This window comes from Streptomyces echinatus, assembly GCF_014203595.1.
Classification (GTDB): domain Bacteria; phylum Actinomycetota; class Actinomycetes; order Streptomycetales; family Streptomycetaceae; genus Streptomyces; species Streptomyces echinatus.
Genome location: NZ_JACHJK010000004.1, coordinates 132,628 through 148,428, shown reverse-complemented (window position 1 = coordinate 148,428; position 15,801 = coordinate 132,628). Strand labels below are relative to the sequence as shown.

The window sequence follows — 15,801 nt, the reverse complement described above, 5'->3', positions numbered from 1 at the left end:
GGTCGTACGGGCCGATGCCGCCCATACGGGTGTGCGGCGGGGGTGCGCTCGGGGCCCGGCGGGGGTGCGGGAGGGGTGCGGTCAGGGCCGCCGAGGGTGTTCCGTGGCAGCTCGGCGGCGTGTCGCGTGCGGGTCCGGCCGGGCGTTCCGTGGCAGCCCGGCGGGGTGTCGCGTGGCGGTCCGGCGGGGCTTTCGGCCGGGTCAGCCGGCGCGGTGCACCACCGCGTCGCACAGCTCCATCAGCGCGGCCTTGGCGTCGCACTCGCGTAGCGGGACCAGCGCGGCCCGCGCCTCCTCGGCGTACCGGACCGTGTCGCGGCGGGCCTGCTCCAGCGCCGGGTGCTCGCGCAGGGCGGCCAGCGCCTCGGCGAGCCGGGTGTCGTCGCTGAGGTCGGAGGCGAGCAGCTCGCACAGCGCGGTGTCCTCGGCCAGCCCCAGCTTGGCGGCCCGCTCGCGCAGCCGCAGCACGGGGAGGGTCGGGATGCCCTCGCGCAGGTCGGTGCCCGGGGTCTTGCCCGACTCGTGGGAGTCGGAGGCGATGTCCAGGACGTCGTCCGCGAGCTGGAAGGCGACCCCGAGCCGTTCGCCGTACTGGGTGAGCACGTCGACGACCGTCTCGTCGGCGCCGGACATCATCGCGCCGAACCGGCACGACACCGCCACCAGGGAGCCCGTCTTGCCGGCGAGCACGTCCAGGTAGTGCTCGACCGGGTCGCGCCCGTCCGAGGGACCCGCGGTCTCCAGGATCTGACCGGTGACCAGCCGTTCGAACGCCAGGGCCTGCACGCGTACCGCCTCGGGCCCGAGGTCGGCGAGGATCTGGGAGGCGCGGGCGAAGAGGAAGTCGCCGGTGAGGACCGCGACGGAGTTGCCCCAGCGCGTGTTGGCGCTGTCCACGCCGCGGCGGACGGCCGCCTCGTCCATGACGTCGTCGTGGTACAGCGTGGCCAGGTGGGTCAGCTCCACGACCACGGCCGACGGCACGACACCCGGCGCGTACGGGTCGCCGAACTGGGCCGCGAGCATCACGAGCAGTGGCCGGAATCGTTTGCCGCCGGCCCGCACGAGGTGCTGCGCGGCTTCCGTGATGAACGGGACCTCGCTCTTGGTGGCATCGAGCAAGCCTTCCTCGACAGCCGCCAATCCGGCCTGGACATCGGCTTCCAGAGCCTGGTCCCGCACGCTCAGCCCGAACGGCCCGACGACGGTCACGAGGGGTCTCCTGTCTGCTGGTGTCTGCTGGCGATTACACGGTTTGTCGATAGGTCGCTGCCATCACTCAAGTCAGCGTATCCGGTCCTGTTTCGATCACCGATAGCGCCCACCGGTCCAGCCTGGGCGGTATCGGATCACGACCGGCATGGTTTTGATCGCACGGTAAGAACGGACATTTACTGACTTAACAGTAATCCGGACACTGTGTCGCAACCTCTTCGCACCCTTCCTCCCCCCAGTTCTCCCTCGTCGGCACTACGCCAACGACGCGCACCGCATATCGGATTCCACCACCACTCAGACTTCGGGCCCGAATCCCACTAATCCCCCATGTCTGAATTGAAGTATTTTGCTATTTCGTGAGTTGGGTCACGCGCCCGACAGACCCGCCCCTGCCCCCCGGACCCTCCGACCCCTTGCCCCGTCGGCGAGTTGAGGGTTGGCGATCGCAAAGGATCAAGCACCTCATACAGCGACGATCAAGGTCAAATCGCACCTTGTATGAATCCGGTACTTGTTCCCGACATGTGCTCTCGCATACGTTCCGGGCCGTCGGGCGGACGCCTAATCCTGCCGCCGCCCGTATACCCATCGACGAACTCATTCGTACGGCAGGAGCGGGGGACCCCCAGGTAAGTCGCCGGGCCGGTCGGCATTCGCCGCACGGAACGGCTCGGGGTGAAGTCGTGTCCCCCCAGGGCACGGCCGGGCACCTCCCCGCCCGAACCCGACAGCTCACCTCGCAGGCGCCGGAGAGGAACTTCCCCATGTCTGCTGCCGCTCAGCCCCGCCGCACCCGCAACAGCCGCCTCGTCCGTGCCCTCGTCGCCGCCGGCACCGGCGCCGCCGTCATCGCCCTGCCGCTCATCGGCGCCACCGGCGCCTCCGCCGCCACCGGCACCTCCACGCCGTCCACCACCCTCGCCGGTTACCCGAACAACCTCGACGGATGGATCCGCGAGTCCCTCGCGATCATGGCCGAGAAGCACATCCCGGGCACCTACAACGGCATCCACCGCAACATCATCCGCGAGTCCTCGGGCAACCCGTCCGCCATCAACCTCTGGGACTCCAACGCCGCCAAGGGCATCCCCTCCAAGGGCCTGCTCCAGGTCATCGACCCGACGTTCAACACGTACCACGTCGCCGGAACGTCGTTCGACATCTACGACCCGGTCGCGAACATCACCGCCGCCTGCAACTACGCGGCCGCGCGGTACGGGTCGATCGACAACGTGTTCGGCGCGTACTGACAGCCGCCGGGCCGGACGGGCGCACGGCGGCACCCACGCGGCCGCACCGGCCGGCCGGCGCCTGCTGATGGGCCGGTCAGTCGGTCGGGAAGAGTCCTTCGAGGACGACGGCGACGCCGTCGTCCTCGTTCGACACAGTGATCTCGTCGGCCACCGCCTTGAGTTCGGGATGTGCGTCGGCCATGGCGACACCGCGCCCGGCCCAGTGGAACATCGGGATGTCATTGGGCATGTCGCCGAAGGCGAGGGCCCGCTCGGCGCCGATCCCGAGCCGGTCGGCGGCCAGCGCCAGCCCGGTCGCCTTCGTCACCCCGCTCGGCTGGAGCTCCACGGTGCCCGGCCCCGACATGGTGACCGTGGCCAGCGAGCCCACCGCCGCGCGCGCCACGGCCGCCAACGCGTCGTCGGACAGGGTGGCGTGCCGCAGCAGCACCTTGCTGATGGGTTCGCACCAGAGGTCGTCCCGCCGGCCGACCCGCACCGCGGGCAGCGTCGGGTGCGGCATCCGGTAGCCGGGCTCGATGAGCATGAGCCCGTCGACGCCGTCCTGGTCGACCGCCGCGTAGACCTGTCCCACCTCCGCCTCGATCTTGCCGAGCGCGGTCTCCGCCAGTTCCCGGTCCAGCCGGACCGACCACAGCAGACGGCCGGTCCCGGCGTTGTAGACCTGTGCTCCCTGCCCGCACACCGCGAGCCCGGTGCTTCCGAGGTCCGCGAGCAGGGGCCGCACCCGAGGCGCCGGCCGGCCCGTCACCACCAGATGCCGGGCGCCCGCCCGCGCCACCCGCGCGAGTGCGGCGAGTGACCGGTCGGAGACGGTGTCGTCGCCGCGCAGCAGCGTCCCGTCCAGGTCGGTGGCGATCAGTGCGTAGGCCGGGATGGGGTCCATGATCAGAGAATACGGACAACCCGCCCCACCGACTCACCTATGGATCCACGTACTTACGTGCTGGTCTGTCCCAAGTGCCGCCCGCGAGAGCCCTGATGACGGCACCGGTGAGGACCGAGGCGGGCTCTTGCTCAGCCGTGGGCCGCGGCCAGGTGTTTCGCCAGGCGCGGCGAGGCGAACTCCGTGCCGCAGACGAAACGCATCACCGGGCCGTACGACGCCGCCGCCGGCAGGCCGGTGAAGTACAGGCCGGGTACGGAGGAGACGTAGCCAGGGCCGAGCCGGGGCGCGCCGCGGCTCACCGCGAGCCGGGTGCGCAGCTCGTGGCCGAGGAAGTCCATCGCCGCCATGTCGACGCGATAGCCGGTGGCCGCGATGACGTGGTCGGCGGTGAGGCGCTCGGTGGCGCCGGTAGGGGTGCGGACGGTGAGCACGGGCCTGCCGTCCCGGACCTCGGCGGCCACCACCCGCTCGACGTCCCGCACCTGCGCCCCGCTCTCGAAGCGCTCGCGCAGCCACCACGCGCCGAGCGGACCGAGGACCCGGCGGACCAGGTGGTGACGGGTGGCCTCGGGCAGGAAGCGGTATGGGTGCGGGTAGTAGCTGAGCGCCCACAGCGACCATGCGCGGCCGAACGGGGACTCGGGGCGGAACCTCGGCTGCTTCCAGGGCGGGGCGCCGAAGGCGACCCGGCCCCGCCCGCGCGCCACCACGCGCACGCGTGCCCCCGCCTCCGCCGCGAGCGCGGCGGTCTCCAGCGCGGACTGTCCGGCGCCGATGACGATCAGCTCCTTGCCGGCGAACCGGCCGAGGTCGTGGTGCTGGGAACTGTGCGAGACCGGTGCCGTCGGTGCGGGGCCGTCGGCCGCCGCCGGCGCCAGCTCGGCCGGCAGGTGGGCGAAGCCGGACAGGCCGGTGGCGACGACGACCGCGCGCGCGGTGAACGACTCCCCGGAGTCCAGCTTCAGTGCGAAGCCGCCGGCGTCGCGGTCGACGGAGACGACCCGCACCCGCTCCAGCTCGGGGACCAGCTTCCGCTGGAACCACTCCCCGTAGGCGATGAAGGTGTCCACCGGGATGATGTCCTCGTCGGTCACCAGTCGGCGGATCCCGACGGCGTCGCAGTAGTCCGCGAGGGTGTGGCCGGGCTGGGGGCAGTCGAGGCTGGACGCGACGGGCGTGGACTTGAGGAGCATGCCCTCGGGCATGTGGTCGCGCCAGCTCACCATGGGGTCGCCGAAGACGCGGACGGGGATGCCGCGCGCCCGCAGATGGGCGGCGGTGGACAGGCCGAACGGCCCGGCCCCGATGACTGCAACCGGTCGGATCACGAAGTCCCTCCCCAGGACGCGGTGCGCCACGCTGTCGTGGCCTTGCCTACTTCGTGGACGTGCTGCCGCGGCGGCTGGTCCGCCACAGCTGATAGAGGTGCTTCGCGCCCGGGCGCACGGAGCGGGCGAGCATCGTGAGGAACGGCAGCGGGTCGTCGCCCGCGAACCAGGCCAGCTCCGTCCCGCTCGCCCTGGCCGGCGCGTGCGGCGTCGTGTAGGCGCTGCGGCGGTAGGCGAGGAGGGCGGCGAGGTCGATGTTCTCCACGACGTAGCGGTGGCCGGCGCGCTGTTCCCCCTGCGGTACAGGGCGGCCGGTCAGGTGCAGGTGCATCGCACGGACGACGTCCACGCCCGAGTCGTTCTCGAAGAGGCGGAACTGGGCGCCCATGCGCGGGTTGAAGTCGAGGAGTTTGTACTGCCCGTCGCGCCGGTCGAAGCGCAGGTCGAGGTCGATGATGCCGCTGAAGCCGATCCGCTTGATGAAACGGGCGGCGAGGCCGGCGAGTTCCGGGTTGCCGACGACGCAGGCGTTCGCCGTCATGCCGGCGTGCGGCGGCCAGGAGCGGACCTTGACGCCGGTGAACAGCGCGAGCGAACTGGAGTCCTGGTCGAAGCAGGCGTGCACGATCCAGTCCTCGGCCTCCTCGTGCGGCAGGTACTCCTGGAGGATCACGCCGGGCTCCTCGCCCCAGTCGCGGGCCAGGCCGAGCAGTGCCGCGCGCGTGCCGATCCTCGTCGTGCCGTTCACCGCGGGCCGCCGGCGCCGGACGAAGGCCTCGCGGTTCTTGGCCACCACCGGGAAGCGGGCCGTGTCGGCGAAGGCGACGATGTCGTCGTACGACCGGGGGAACGCGGCCGCGGGACTCGCGACGCCGTGCTCCACGCACAGTTCGTGCAGTCCCTGCTTGCTGGCCAGGCGGCGGGGCAGCGCGGGATCCACGCGCGGGAAGAGAAAGGTCCCGGCCAGCTCGTCCTGGTGCTCGGCGATCAGGACGGCGGCCTCCTCGTCGGTCGGGACCAGCACGGCCGGGCGGCCGATGCGGAGCAGGCCCTCGACGAGGCGGCCCGGGTCCTCCGCGCCGGTCGTCGGCCACACGAACGACTTCCTCAGGTAGCGCGAGGAGGCCGCGGGTGTGTACGCGTCCTCGGTGATGGCGTACATGGGCACGCTCAGACGGCCCAGACTGCGGATCGCGCCGACAACTCCGTGGTGCAGCGGGTAGTCACCGAACTTGACGATCAGTCCCGGCACGTCACGGTCGGCCCGCACGGGCACGCTGACGGCACTTCCGGCCACGGGTCCCCCCACGTGTCCCCCCAACGGAACGGACCCACCCCGTCCGTGTCCCCCAAAGGACGCTAAGCCGGAATTGCCACCTCCGACAAGGCTTATCGGGACATTGAGAACTCTTTAGACACTGTGCGAGCAACCATTCGAGCACGACGTGAGGCACTGCCCAAGACACGCCGGACGGCCGTAACGTGTGGCGCGACCACATGGAACGCATCGCCATGCATGGCCCGGATGAGAGCGAGGCAGTACCCCATGCCCCCCTTCGACGTCCCCGAGGGCGACCCCTTCGGCCCGCACAACCTCCCCTATGGCGTGTTCTCGCCCTCCGGCGGCACGGAGCGGAGGATCGGCGTCCGACTCGGGAACCACGTCCTCGACGCGGGCGCCACGGCCGCGGCGCTCGGCTCACCCCACCAGGCGCTCCTCGCCCGGCCCACCCTCAACCCGCTGCTGGCCGCCGGACGCACCACCTGGTCGGAGGTACGCCGCGCCGTCACGTCCTGGGTCACGGACCCGGCGCACCGCGAGACGGTCGAGCCGCTGTTCCACCCCCTGTCCGAGGTGACGCTGCACCTGCCCTTCGAGGTCGCGGACTACGTCGACTTCTACGCCTCCGAGAACCACGCCCGGAACGTCGGCCAGATCTTCCGCCCGGACGCCACGGACTCCCTCACCCCCAACTGGAAGCACCTCCCGATCGGCTACCACGGCCGCTCCGGCACGGTCGTCGTCTCCGGCACGGACGTCGTACGTCCCTCCGGGCAGCGCAAGGGCCCGGCCGACCCCGCGCCCGTCTTCGGCCCGTCGATCCGGCTGGACATCGAGGCCGAGGTCGGCTTCGTCGTCGGCGTGCCGTCGGAAGTGGGCACCCCGGTGGCGCTCGGCGACTTCCGGGAACACGTCTTCGGGCTGTGCCTCCTGAACGACTGGTCCGCACGCGACATCCAGGCCTGGGAGTACGTCCCCCTCGGCCCGTTCCTCGGCAAGTCCTTCGCGACGTCGGTGTCGGCGTGGATCACCCCGCTGGAGGCGCTGGAGCACGCGCGCGTGGCACCTCCCGAGCGCACGCACCCGCTCCTGCCCTACCTGGACGACTCGGCGCCCGGCACGGAACCCGACGGCTACGACCTGCGCATCTCCGTCGCGATCAACGGCCATGTGGTCTCCGAGCCCCCGTTCTCCACCATGTACTGGACGGCCGCCCAGCAGCTCGCCCACATGACGGTGAACGGCGCCTCACTGCGCACGGGTGACCTGTACGGCTCGGGCACGGTGAGCGGACCGGCCGAACAGCAGCGCGGCTCACTGCTGGAGCTGACCTGGAACGGCCGCGACCCCCTCGAACTGCCGGACGGCAAGCGGACGTTCCTGGAGGACGGGGACGTGGTGACGCTGACGGCCTGGGCACCGGGCGCGGACGGCCGGCGGGTGGGGCTGGGCGAGGTCGTCGGACGGGTCGTGACGCGCTGAACCACGACGCCGCCGGCCGGTCGTGACACGCAGGTGACACCAGTCCGCCGCGGCGAGCCCCGTGCGCCCACCGCTTGGCACAAGCGGTGGGCGCACGGGATCCAGGTGGCGGCGCCGGCACCGGACGCGGCCGACGAAGCGGCCCTCCGCGTGCGGCGCGGGGCGGTGGCCGCGGATGGGCGTGCGGGCGCGGGTGCCGTTGCGTGCCTCCTCGCGGACACCACTCCCGCACGCGCGCGTACCCCCGTCCGGGCGGATCGCCGCCGACACCTGACTCGCACCGCCGGTTTTCGCCATACTGACAGGGACACGCACCCCGCACGGCACATCCCCGTGCGCCGCGTGCCCGGCACCACCGACACCCGCACGCCACTCCGACCAGGAACCGGAGCCCCGGCATGACCGTCTGCCTGCTCCTGCTGAGCGTCGTCGCCCTGACAGCCGCCGTGCCCGCGCCGCGTGCGCTGACCCGGGCGGCCTGGCCCGAGCGGGACCCCGTGGTCGCGCTGTGGGTGTGGCAGTGCCTGGTCGCCACCGTGATGCTGTGCTGCCTGACCGCACTGGTGCTGGGCGCGGCGGCCGTCTTCCACACCGTCCGCGACCGCGTGTTCGCACCCGCGCCGCCCGCCGTCACCGCCGCCTACGACCTGTCCACCGCGCCGGTGTGGGCCGCCGTACTCACCGTGCTGCTGGCCGGCGGCGCCGCCTGGACGACGGCGATGCTGGCCCGCGAACTCGTGGAGGCCCGCCGCAGCCGCGGCCTGGCCCGGGCGCAACTGCGCGAACGCGCCCCCGAACTGCCGGCCGGACTGCCCGCGGCACGCGGACCCATGCTGGTGCTGGAGGACGAGTACCCGGACGCCTGGTGGATGCCGGGACACCCGCCACAACTGGTCGTCACCACAGGGGCTCTGCACCGCCTCACCGACCTGCAACTGGACGCCGTTCTCACCCACGAGCGCGGCCACGCCCGCGCCCACCACGACTGGCTGCTGCACCTGTCCACCGCACTCGCCACCGGCTTCCCGCGCCTGCCCCTCTTCACCCACTTCTGCGACCAGACGCACCGCCTGGTGGAACTGGCCGCCGACGACACGGCGTCCCGGCGCTGCGGTCACCTCACCACCGCCCTCGCCCTGATCGAGCTGAACCAGCACCGGGGTGTCCTCTCCTGCGACTCCAGCCGCCGCCTCCTCGGCGAACGCGTGGACCGGCTGCTGGAGCCGCCGCCACGGCTGCTGCGCCGGCACCGGGCACTGACGACGACGGTGGCGGCGCTGGTGCCGCTGCTGCCCTTGCTGATCACCTTCGCCCCAGGTCTGTCGGCACTGTCCTGACCGTGCCACCGGGTGGCAGATCTCGCCCCGGCAGGACGGAAAAGCCCAGCTCAGCGGCTTACCCAAAGGGTCGTCACCTGGCGCAACACTCCAGCAACACCCCATTCCCTACCCTATAGGTATGGTTCCAGCCATGCCAGCCAACGACCGCCCCCGAGACCATGCCGGGCAGGGCGCAGCGACCACCGTCGCCGCCCACCGCGCACGGCGTCGGCTGCGTGCGGACCGGGCCCGGCAGCTCGCCGACCTGCTGCGCCGCCAGATCCTCACCGGCGCCTTCCAGGACGGAAACCTCCCCCACGAGTCCACCCTCGCCACCGACTACCGCGCCTCCCGCAACACCGTCCGCCAGGCCCTGGACCTGCTCCGGGCCGAGGGCTTGGTGGACCGGCTGCCCGGAGTCGGCACCATCGTCGTCGCCCGGAAATACCCCCACGGGCTCGACCGTCTGATGGGCCTCGCGGAAACCCTCCGCGAACACGGCCGCGTCACCAACGAGGTCCGCACCATGGGCCCCGCCCCCGCACCCGCCCCCGTGGCCGAACGCCTCCGCGTCCCGGCCGGCGCCGACGTCCTGTACATCGAACGCCTGCGTCGCCTGAACGGCCTCCCGCTCTCCCTCGACGTCACCTACATCCCGCTCGACATCGGCGCCTCCCTGCTCGGCGCCGACCTGGAGAACACCGATGTCTTCCGCCTCCTGGAAGCCATCACCGGCCGGCCTCTCGGCCACGCCGAGATCACCCTGGAGGCGGTGAACGCGGACGCACACTCCGCGGCCGTGCTCCAGGCCCCGCGCGGCGCCGCCGTGCTGATGCTGGAGCGGCTCACCCACCTCGCCGACGGCCGGCCCGTCGACCTGGAGTTCATCCGCTTCCGCGGCGACCGCATCACCATGAGCGGCCTGCTGCACCGGTCGTAACCACCCTGCCTGCACGTTTCCTGGAGACAGCCATGCCCTTGGCGCCCCAGCGGGCCGACGTGCCCGTGACCATCGACGAGTCGAAGTGCATCGACGGCTGCACCCTCTGCGTGGACATGTGCCCACTGGACTCCCTCGCCATCGACGAGAGCAACGGCAAGGCGTACATGCACGTCGACGAGTGCTGGTACTGCGGTCCGTGCGCGGCGCGCTGCCCCACCGGAGCCGTCACGGTCAACATGCCCTACCTGCTGCGGTGAGAGGTACAACCACCATGAAACGCACGGCAGTCACCCTGTCCGCCGCCACACTCCTGCTGCCCCTGTCCGCCTGCGGCGGCAGCGCCGAGGCAGGCAGCGGCTCCACGGTCACCGTGACCGTCGGCTACCAGTCCAAGACCATCAACACCGTCACCGCGGGGACCCTGCTGCGTTCCCTCGGATACTTCGAGAATCAGCTCAACTCCCTGCACAACGGACACACTTACAAGGTCGACTGGCAGGACTACGCCACCGGCGCCCCCATCACTGCCCAGATGACCGCCGGCAAGATCGACATCGGTTCCATGGGCGACTTCCCGCTGCTGCTCAACGCCGCCCGCGGAAAGCAGCTCGGCAGCCCGACCCACCTGGTCTCCGTCACCGGCTACAACCTGCGCGGCGGCCTCAACACCGTCGTCACCGCCCCGGACTCCCCCCTCTCGTCCCTGAAGGACCTGAAGGGCAAGAAGGTCTCCACGAGTGTCGGCTCGGCCGCCGACGGCACCCTGGTGCGTGCCCTGCAGCGTGCCGGCATCGACCCGGACAAGGGAATCTCCAAGCTCAACCAGCAGCCCGCGGTAGGTGCTTCGGCGCTGTCCTCCGGCAGCGTGGACGCGCTGTCACAGTTCGTGGCCTGGCCCGGCCTGCTCGCCTACCAGGGCAAGGCGAAGGCCCTGTACGACGGCGCCCAGCTGAACCTGCCCACCTTCCACGGCGTCACCGCCCGCGAGAAGTTCACCCAGCGGCACCCGGCCGTCCTGGAAGCCTTCCTCAAGGCCCAGGACCAGGCGACGGACTACCTCGACAGCCATCCCGTCACCGCCGCCGAGAAGGTCGCCGAGGCCACCGGCCTGCCCGCCGAGGTCGTCTACCTCTACAACGGCGCCCACGGCATCTCCACGTTCAACCCGGCTCTCGCACCACGGCTCATCTCTGCCCTGAAAAGGGACGTGTCCGTACTGAAGGCCGCCAAACTGACCGGCGACATCGACGTGGACTCCTTCGTCGACGACCGGTACGTGAAGAAGGCCCTCGGCGCCTCGTACGCCAAGCGGCTCACCACGCCGCCCCCGCCGGCCGCGAGCGAGGTGTGGGCCAAGGGCAGCGAGAAGACCCTCTCCTTCAACTCCCCGAAGCAACTGCTGGCCCACCTGGCGGCACACCGGAACGGCATCCGCGCCGCCTACGTGCCCGACGCCACCACCGGCACCCTCTGGTTCGCCGACAAGGCGGTCTGGGTCACCGACGGTGACCAGCTGCTGCCCTTCGTCGCCCCGGCCACCGCGCAGGACTACGTCTCCGCCCACGGCGGCGCGCGTACGGTGTCGTACCGCGAGGCACTGGAGCGCGCCTCATGACCCGTCGGCCCCTGTCCCGGTACGCACTGCGCACGGCCTCCCTGGCTGCCGCTCTCGGCCTGTGGCAGCTGTTGACCAGCCAGGACATCGACCTGTGGCTGCGTTTCTCGCAGTTCCCTACGGTCACCGACGTAGCTCACGCCTTCGCCGGCCGGCTCTCCGGCAGCGACTACTGGACCGACCTCACCGACAGCCTCACCCGCATCCTGACCGGCTTCGCGCTCGCCGCCGTCCTCGGCGTGGCGACGGGCGTGCTCGTGGCCCGCTCCCGCCTGGCCGAGGACCTGCTCGGCCCGGTGCTGGAAGTGGTCCGCCCGATCCCCGCGATCGCCCTCGTCCCGGTCGCGATCCTGCTGTTCCCCTCGAACGAACAGGGCATCGTCTTCATCACCTGCACCGCCGCCTTCTTCCCCGTGCTGGTCTCCACCCGGCACGCGGTCCGCGCGCTGACCCCGGTCTGGGAGGAGGCGGTGCGCACCATGGGCGGCAGCCGGCTGCGGATCCTCGGCTCCGTCGTGCTGCCGGGCGCGCTGCCCGGCATCTTCGGCGGTCTGTCGGTGGGCATCGGCGTGTCCTGGATCTGCGTGATCTCCGCCGAGATGATCTCCGGCCAGTACGGGGTCGGCTACCGCACCTGGCAGGACTACACGGTGGTCGACTACCCGGGTGTCTTCGTCGGCATGGTCACCATCGGTGTGCTCGGCTGGATCACCTCGACGGCCGTGGAACTCCTCGGCCGCCGGCTGACCCGCTGGCTGCCCCGCACCTCGTACGTGCCCGGGGGCCGTACCCGTGCTCCCCGGCCGCTCGCCGCCCCCGCTCGCCCCGACAGCGATCCCGAGCAGCAGACCCAGTCCGAGCAACAGGGCAAGAACGACACCGAGGAGGCCCGCGATGAGCACCTCGTCTGAGACCGTCACCGCTCCCGCCGCGCCGGCGCCCAAGGCCGTGCGCGGCACCCGGCTCGCCTTCCGCTCGGCCGTACTCGGCCATCCGGACGCTCCGGTCCTCGACGGCGTCGACCTGGAGGTCGCCCCCGGCGAGATCCTCACCGTCGTCGGTGCCTCCGGCTGCGGCAAGTCCACGCTGTTGCGCACGCTCGCCGGGCTGCTGCCACCGCTGGGCGGCGCCGCCGAGGTGGACGGCGGTCCGCTCACCGGGCCGTCGGCCGACCGGGCGCTGGTCTTCCAGGAGGACGCGCTGCTGCCCTGGCGCACTCTGCGCGGGAATGTCGAACTCCCGCTCGCCATCAGGGGCGTACCGCGCGCGGAGCGGCGTTCACGGGCCGAGTCGTGGCTCGCCCGGGTCGGCCTCAGCGTGCAGGCGGGACAGTTGCCGCACCGGGTGTCCGGCGGGCAGCGCCAGCGCGCCCAGTTGGCCCGGGCCCTGGCCGACAGTCCCCGCGCGGTCCTGATGGACGAGCCGTTCGGCGCCCTCGACGCCCAGACCCGCTCCGGTATGCAGGACCTGCTGGTGGAGGTGTTGCGCGGCACGGGCGCGACCGTCGTCTTCGTCACGCACGACGTGGACGAGGCCCTCTTCCTCGGCGACCGTGTGGCCCTGCTCGGCGCCGGGCGCGTGTCCGCCGTGCGCGAGGTTCCGCGCCCCCGTGACCGCGCGGCCTTCGACGATCCGGCCCGCGCGGCCCTGCGCCGCGACATCCTGACCTCGCTCGGTTCCTGAAAGGCATTCCGGTGACCTCCCCCGCGCCCACCCCCCTGCAGATTCCCGCCGTCACCGACGCCGAGGAGCTGACCTGCGACGTCCTCGTCATCGGCGGTGGCACCGCCGGCACCATGGCCGCGCTGACCGCCGCCGAGCGCGGCGCGGACGTCCTGCTGCTGGAGAAGGCCCACGTCCGGCACTCCGGGGCGCTCGCCATGGGCATGGACGGCGTCAACAACGCGGTCATCCCCGGCAGGGCCGAGCCCGACGACTACGTCGCGGAGATCACCCGCGCCAACGACGGCATCGTCGACCAGTCCACCGTCCGCCAGACCGCCGTCCGCGGCTTCGCGATGGTGCAGCGACTGGAGTCGTACGGGGTCAAGTTCGAGAAGGACGAGCACGGCGAGTACGCGGTCCGCCAGGTCCATCGCTCCGGCTCGTACGTACTGCCGATGCCAGAGGGCAAGGACGTCAAAAAGGTCCTGTACCGGCAGTTGCGGCGGCGCGAGATGCGGGAGCGGATCCGGATCGAGAACCGGGTGATGCCGGTCCGGGTCCTCACCGCCCGGGGACAGGCCGTGGGTGCCGTCGGCTTCAACACCCGTACCGGTGGTTTCGTCACCGTCCGCGCGGGCGCGGTGATCCTCGCGACCGGTGCCTGCGGGCGGCTCGGTCTGCCCGCCTCCGGCTACCTCTACGGCACCTACGAGAACCCGACCAACGCCGGTGACGGGTACGCCATGGCCTACCACGCGGGTGCCGAGCTGACCGGTATCGAGTGCTTCCAGATCAACCCGTTGATCAAGGACTACAACGGGCCGGCCTGCGCCTACGTCGCCAACCCCTTCGGCGGCTACCAGGTCAACCGGCACGGCGAGCGTTTCGTCGACTCCGACTACTGGTCGGGGCAGATGATGGCGGAGTTCGCCGCCGAGGTCGCCAGTGACCGCGGCCCGGTCTACCTCAAGCTCAGTCATCTGCCCGAGGAGTCGGTCTCTGCGCTGGAGTCGATCCTGCACTCCACCGAGCGGCCCACCCGCGGCACTTTTCACGCCGGCCGCGGGCACGACTACCGCACCCATGACGTCGAGATGCACATCTCCGAGATCGGCCTGTGCGGCGGGCACTCCGCCTCCGGCGTCCGCGTCGACGATCATGCACGCACGACCGTCCCCCGCCTGTACGCCGCCGGCGATCTCGCCTGCGTCCCGCACAACTACATGATCGGCGCCTTCGTCTTCGGCGACCTCGCCGGTGCCGACGCCGCCCGCTACTCGGCGTACGACGGTGAGCTTCCCGCGGATCAGGTCCGCGAGGCGCACGAGCTGATCTACCGTCCGCTGCGCCACCCGGACGGCCCGCCGCAGACCCAGGTCGAGTACAAGCTGCGCCGTTTCGTGAACGACTACGTGGCACCGCCGAAGTCCGGTGCGCGGCTCTCCCTGGCGCTGGAGGCGTTCGAGCGGATGCGCGCCGACATCGACGCGATGGGCGCCCGCACCGCGCACGAGCTGATGCGCTGCGCCGAGGTCACCTTCATACGAGACTGCGCGGAGATGGCCGCCCGCGCTTCCCTGGCCCGCACCGAGTCCCGCTGGGGCCTCTACCACGAACGTCTCGACCACCCCGGGCGCGACGACGCCTCCTGGTTCCACCATCTCGATCTGCACAAGTCCCCCTCTGGTGCGATGGAGTTCACGGCTCGTCCCGTGGCTCCCTATCTGGTTCCGGTGGAGGAGTTCACGCCGGTCGGCGGTCCCTCCCGGCATCTGGGCGTGGTCCGTCCCGAGCACGTGGCCACGGCCGGGCCGCGCGAGGTGGCGCCGGTGGCCACGGGGCCCTCGTCCGCGCGTGCCGCCGGTTCCGTGGACCGTACGTACACCCGTGGCTCCGCCTCGCCCCGGCTGCTGGAGCTGCTGGCGCTGGCCGAGGCGGAGCCCGAGCTCGCCACGGTGGAGCCCTATCTGGCCGACGCGGATCCCGCGGTCCGCCGCACCGCCGTGTCGGTGCTCACGGAAACCCTGCCGCCGGGCACCGGGCAGGCCCTCGCCGGCGCGCTCGCCGATCCCGATGCCGAGGTCCGGGCGACCGCCGCCGCCTCACTGCGCGAGCTCGTCGAGACTCTGCCGGCCGAACCCGCCCTGGGCGCCGCACTCACCGGTGCGCTCGCCCAGGCGGATCCGGTGGTCCGGGCCGCCGCCATCGATGTGCTGCGGGCCCTGCGGCTCGGCGAGGCCGGAGTGTTCGCGGCGGCGCTGGACGATCCCGACGTCGCCGTCCGGACGGAGGCCGTGCGGGCGCTCGTCTCGGTGGACGCGGTCCGGCCCCTGTCGGCCGCCGCGGACGATCCGTCCCGGGAGGTCCGGGTCACCGTGGCCAAGGCCCTGGCCACCGTCGGTTCGGCGTCCGTTTCCGCCGCCGACCGGGATCTGCTGACCGCCACGCTGGACCGGCTCACCGGGGACGGTGACCCGCTGGTGCGCGGCGCCGCGCTCGCTGCGCTGGCCGCCACCGGCTGCCCTCCGCCGCTCGCCGGCCGTGCCGTGGCCGCCCTGTCCGATCCGGCCTGGCAGGTCCGGGCGGGTGCCGCGACCGCGCTGTCGGCGGCGACCGCCGACACGGCCGTGCCCGCCCTCGCCAAAGCCCTCGCCGACATCAACGCCGACGTCCGTAAGGCGGCGGTCCTGTCCCTGGGCCGGCATCGGGCCTCGACGGAGGTCCGGGCGGCTCTCGCCACGGCCACGGCCGACTCGGACGCGGACGTCCGGGCCTATGCGGCGCGGGGGCTGTGAGCCCCGCACCAC

13 protein-coding genes and 1 riboswitch are annotated in these 15,801 nt (G+C 71.9%); of the genes, 9 read left to right on the top strand and 4 right to left on the bottom strand.

What is annotated here, in order from left to right:
- Nucleotides 1-201 precede the first annotated feature (201 nt).
- Complete coding sequence (locus FHS34_RS13155) at nt 202-1,212, bottom strand: polyprenyl synthetase family protein (protein ID WP_184964615.1); 1,011 nt, start codon at nt 1,210-1,212, stop codon at nt 202-204.
- A gap of 585 nt (nt 1,213-1,797) precedes the next feature.
- Nucleotides 1,798-1,979: riboswitch (cyclic di-AMP (ydaO/yuaA leader) on the top strand.
- A gap of 3 nt (nt 1,980-1,982) precedes the next feature.
- On the opposite strand from FHS34_RS13155, the gene FHS34_RS13150 reads away from it, so the two are divergent.
- Nucleotides 1,983-2,468: a transglycosylase SLT domain-containing protein gene (locus tag FHS34_RS13150; RefSeq protein WP_184964613.1), complete on the top strand. Its 486-nt coding sequence runs from the start codon at nt 1,983-1,985 to the stop codon at nt 2,466-2,468.
- A gap of 76 nt (nt 2,469-2,544) precedes the next feature.
- Here the strand turns inward: FHS34_RS13150 and FHS34_RS13145 are convergent, their stop codons facing one another.
- From FHS34_RS13145 to FHS34_RS13135, 3 genes are all read right to left on the bottom strand, one after another.
- Nucleotides 2,545-3,357: an HAD family hydrolase gene (locus tag FHS34_RS13145; protein ID WP_184964611.1), complete on the bottom strand. Its 813-nt coding sequence runs from the start codon at nt 3,355-3,357 to the stop codon at nt 2,545-2,547.
- Between the two features lie 131 nt (nt 3,358-3,488).
- Nucleotides 3,489-4,688, bottom strand: coding sequence for an NAD(P)-binding domain-containing protein (locus tag FHS34_RS13140; protein WP_184964609.1), 1,200 nt, complete (start codon nt 4,686-4,688; stop codon nt 3,489-3,491).
- A gap of 46 nt (nt 4,689-4,734) precedes the next feature.
- Nucleotides 4,735-5,964 carry a carboxylate--amine ligase gene (locus tag FHS34_RS13135; protein WP_184965294.1) on the bottom strand — a complete coding sequence of 410 codons (1,230 nt, stop codon included), beginning with the start codon at nt 5,962-5,964 and terminating at the stop codon, nt 4,735-4,737.
- Nucleotides 5,965-6,234: 270 nt separating this feature from the next.
- Between FHS34_RS13135 and fahA the strand changes: the two genes are divergently transcribed.
- From fahA to FHS34_RS13095, 8 genes are all read left to right on the top strand, one after another.
- On the top strand, nt 6,235-7,452 hold the full coding sequence (gene fahA / locus FHS34_RS13130) for a fumarylacetoacetase (RefSeq protein WP_184964607.1): 1,218 nt from the start codon (nt 6,235-6,237) through the stop codon (nt 7,450-7,452).
- A gap of 398 nt (nt 7,453-7,850) precedes the next feature.
- Nucleotides 7,851-8,789, top strand: a complete 939-nt coding sequence (locus tag FHS34_RS13125; RefSeq protein ID WP_184964605.1) for a M56 family metallopeptidase — start codon at nt 7,851-7,853, stop codon at nt 8,787-8,789.
- Between the two features lie 133 nt (nt 8,790-8,922).
- Entirely contained in the window at nt 8,923-9,711 is a 789-nt protein-coding gene (locus FHS34_RS13120; RefSeq protein WP_184964603.1) for a GntR family transcriptional regulator, read from the top strand.
- Nucleotides 9,712-9,743: 32 nt separating this feature from the next.
- The gene (locus tag FHS34_RS13115) at nt 9,744-9,971 is read left to right on the top strand and encodes a 4Fe-4S dicluster domain-containing protein (protein WP_010986276.1); all 228 of its coding nucleotides are present in this window, start codon (nt 9,744-9,746) and stop codon (nt 9,969-9,971) included.
- A 14-nt stretch (nt 9,972-9,985) separates the two neighbouring features.
- Nucleotides 9,986-11,329, top strand: coding sequence for an ABC transporter substrate-binding protein (locus tag FHS34_RS13110; RefSeq protein WP_184964601.1), 1,344 nt, complete (start codon nt 9,986-9,988; stop codon nt 11,327-11,329).
- Nucleotides 11,326-12,240, top strand: a complete 915-nt coding sequence (locus tag FHS34_RS13105; protein ID WP_225817599.1) for an ABC transporter permease — start codon at nt 11,326-11,328, stop codon at nt 12,238-12,240. The genes FHS34_RS13110 and FHS34_RS13105 overlap by 4 nt, the downstream gene beginning before the upstream one ends.
- Nucleotides 12,224-13,012: an ABC transporter ATP-binding protein gene (locus FHS34_RS13100; protein WP_184964599.1), complete on the top strand. Its 789-nt coding sequence runs from the start codon at nt 12,224-12,226 to the stop codon at nt 13,010-13,012. Before FHS34_RS13105 ends, FHS34_RS13100 begins: the two co-directional genes overlap by 17 nt.
- A gap of 11 nt (nt 13,013-13,023) precedes the next feature.
- Nucleotides 13,024-15,789, top strand: coding sequence for a fumarate reductase/succinate dehydrogenase flavoprotein subunit (locus FHS34_RS13095; protein WP_184964597.1), 2,766 nt, complete (start codon nt 13,024-13,026; stop codon nt 15,787-15,789).
- Nucleotides 15,790-15,801 lie beyond the last annotated feature (12 nt).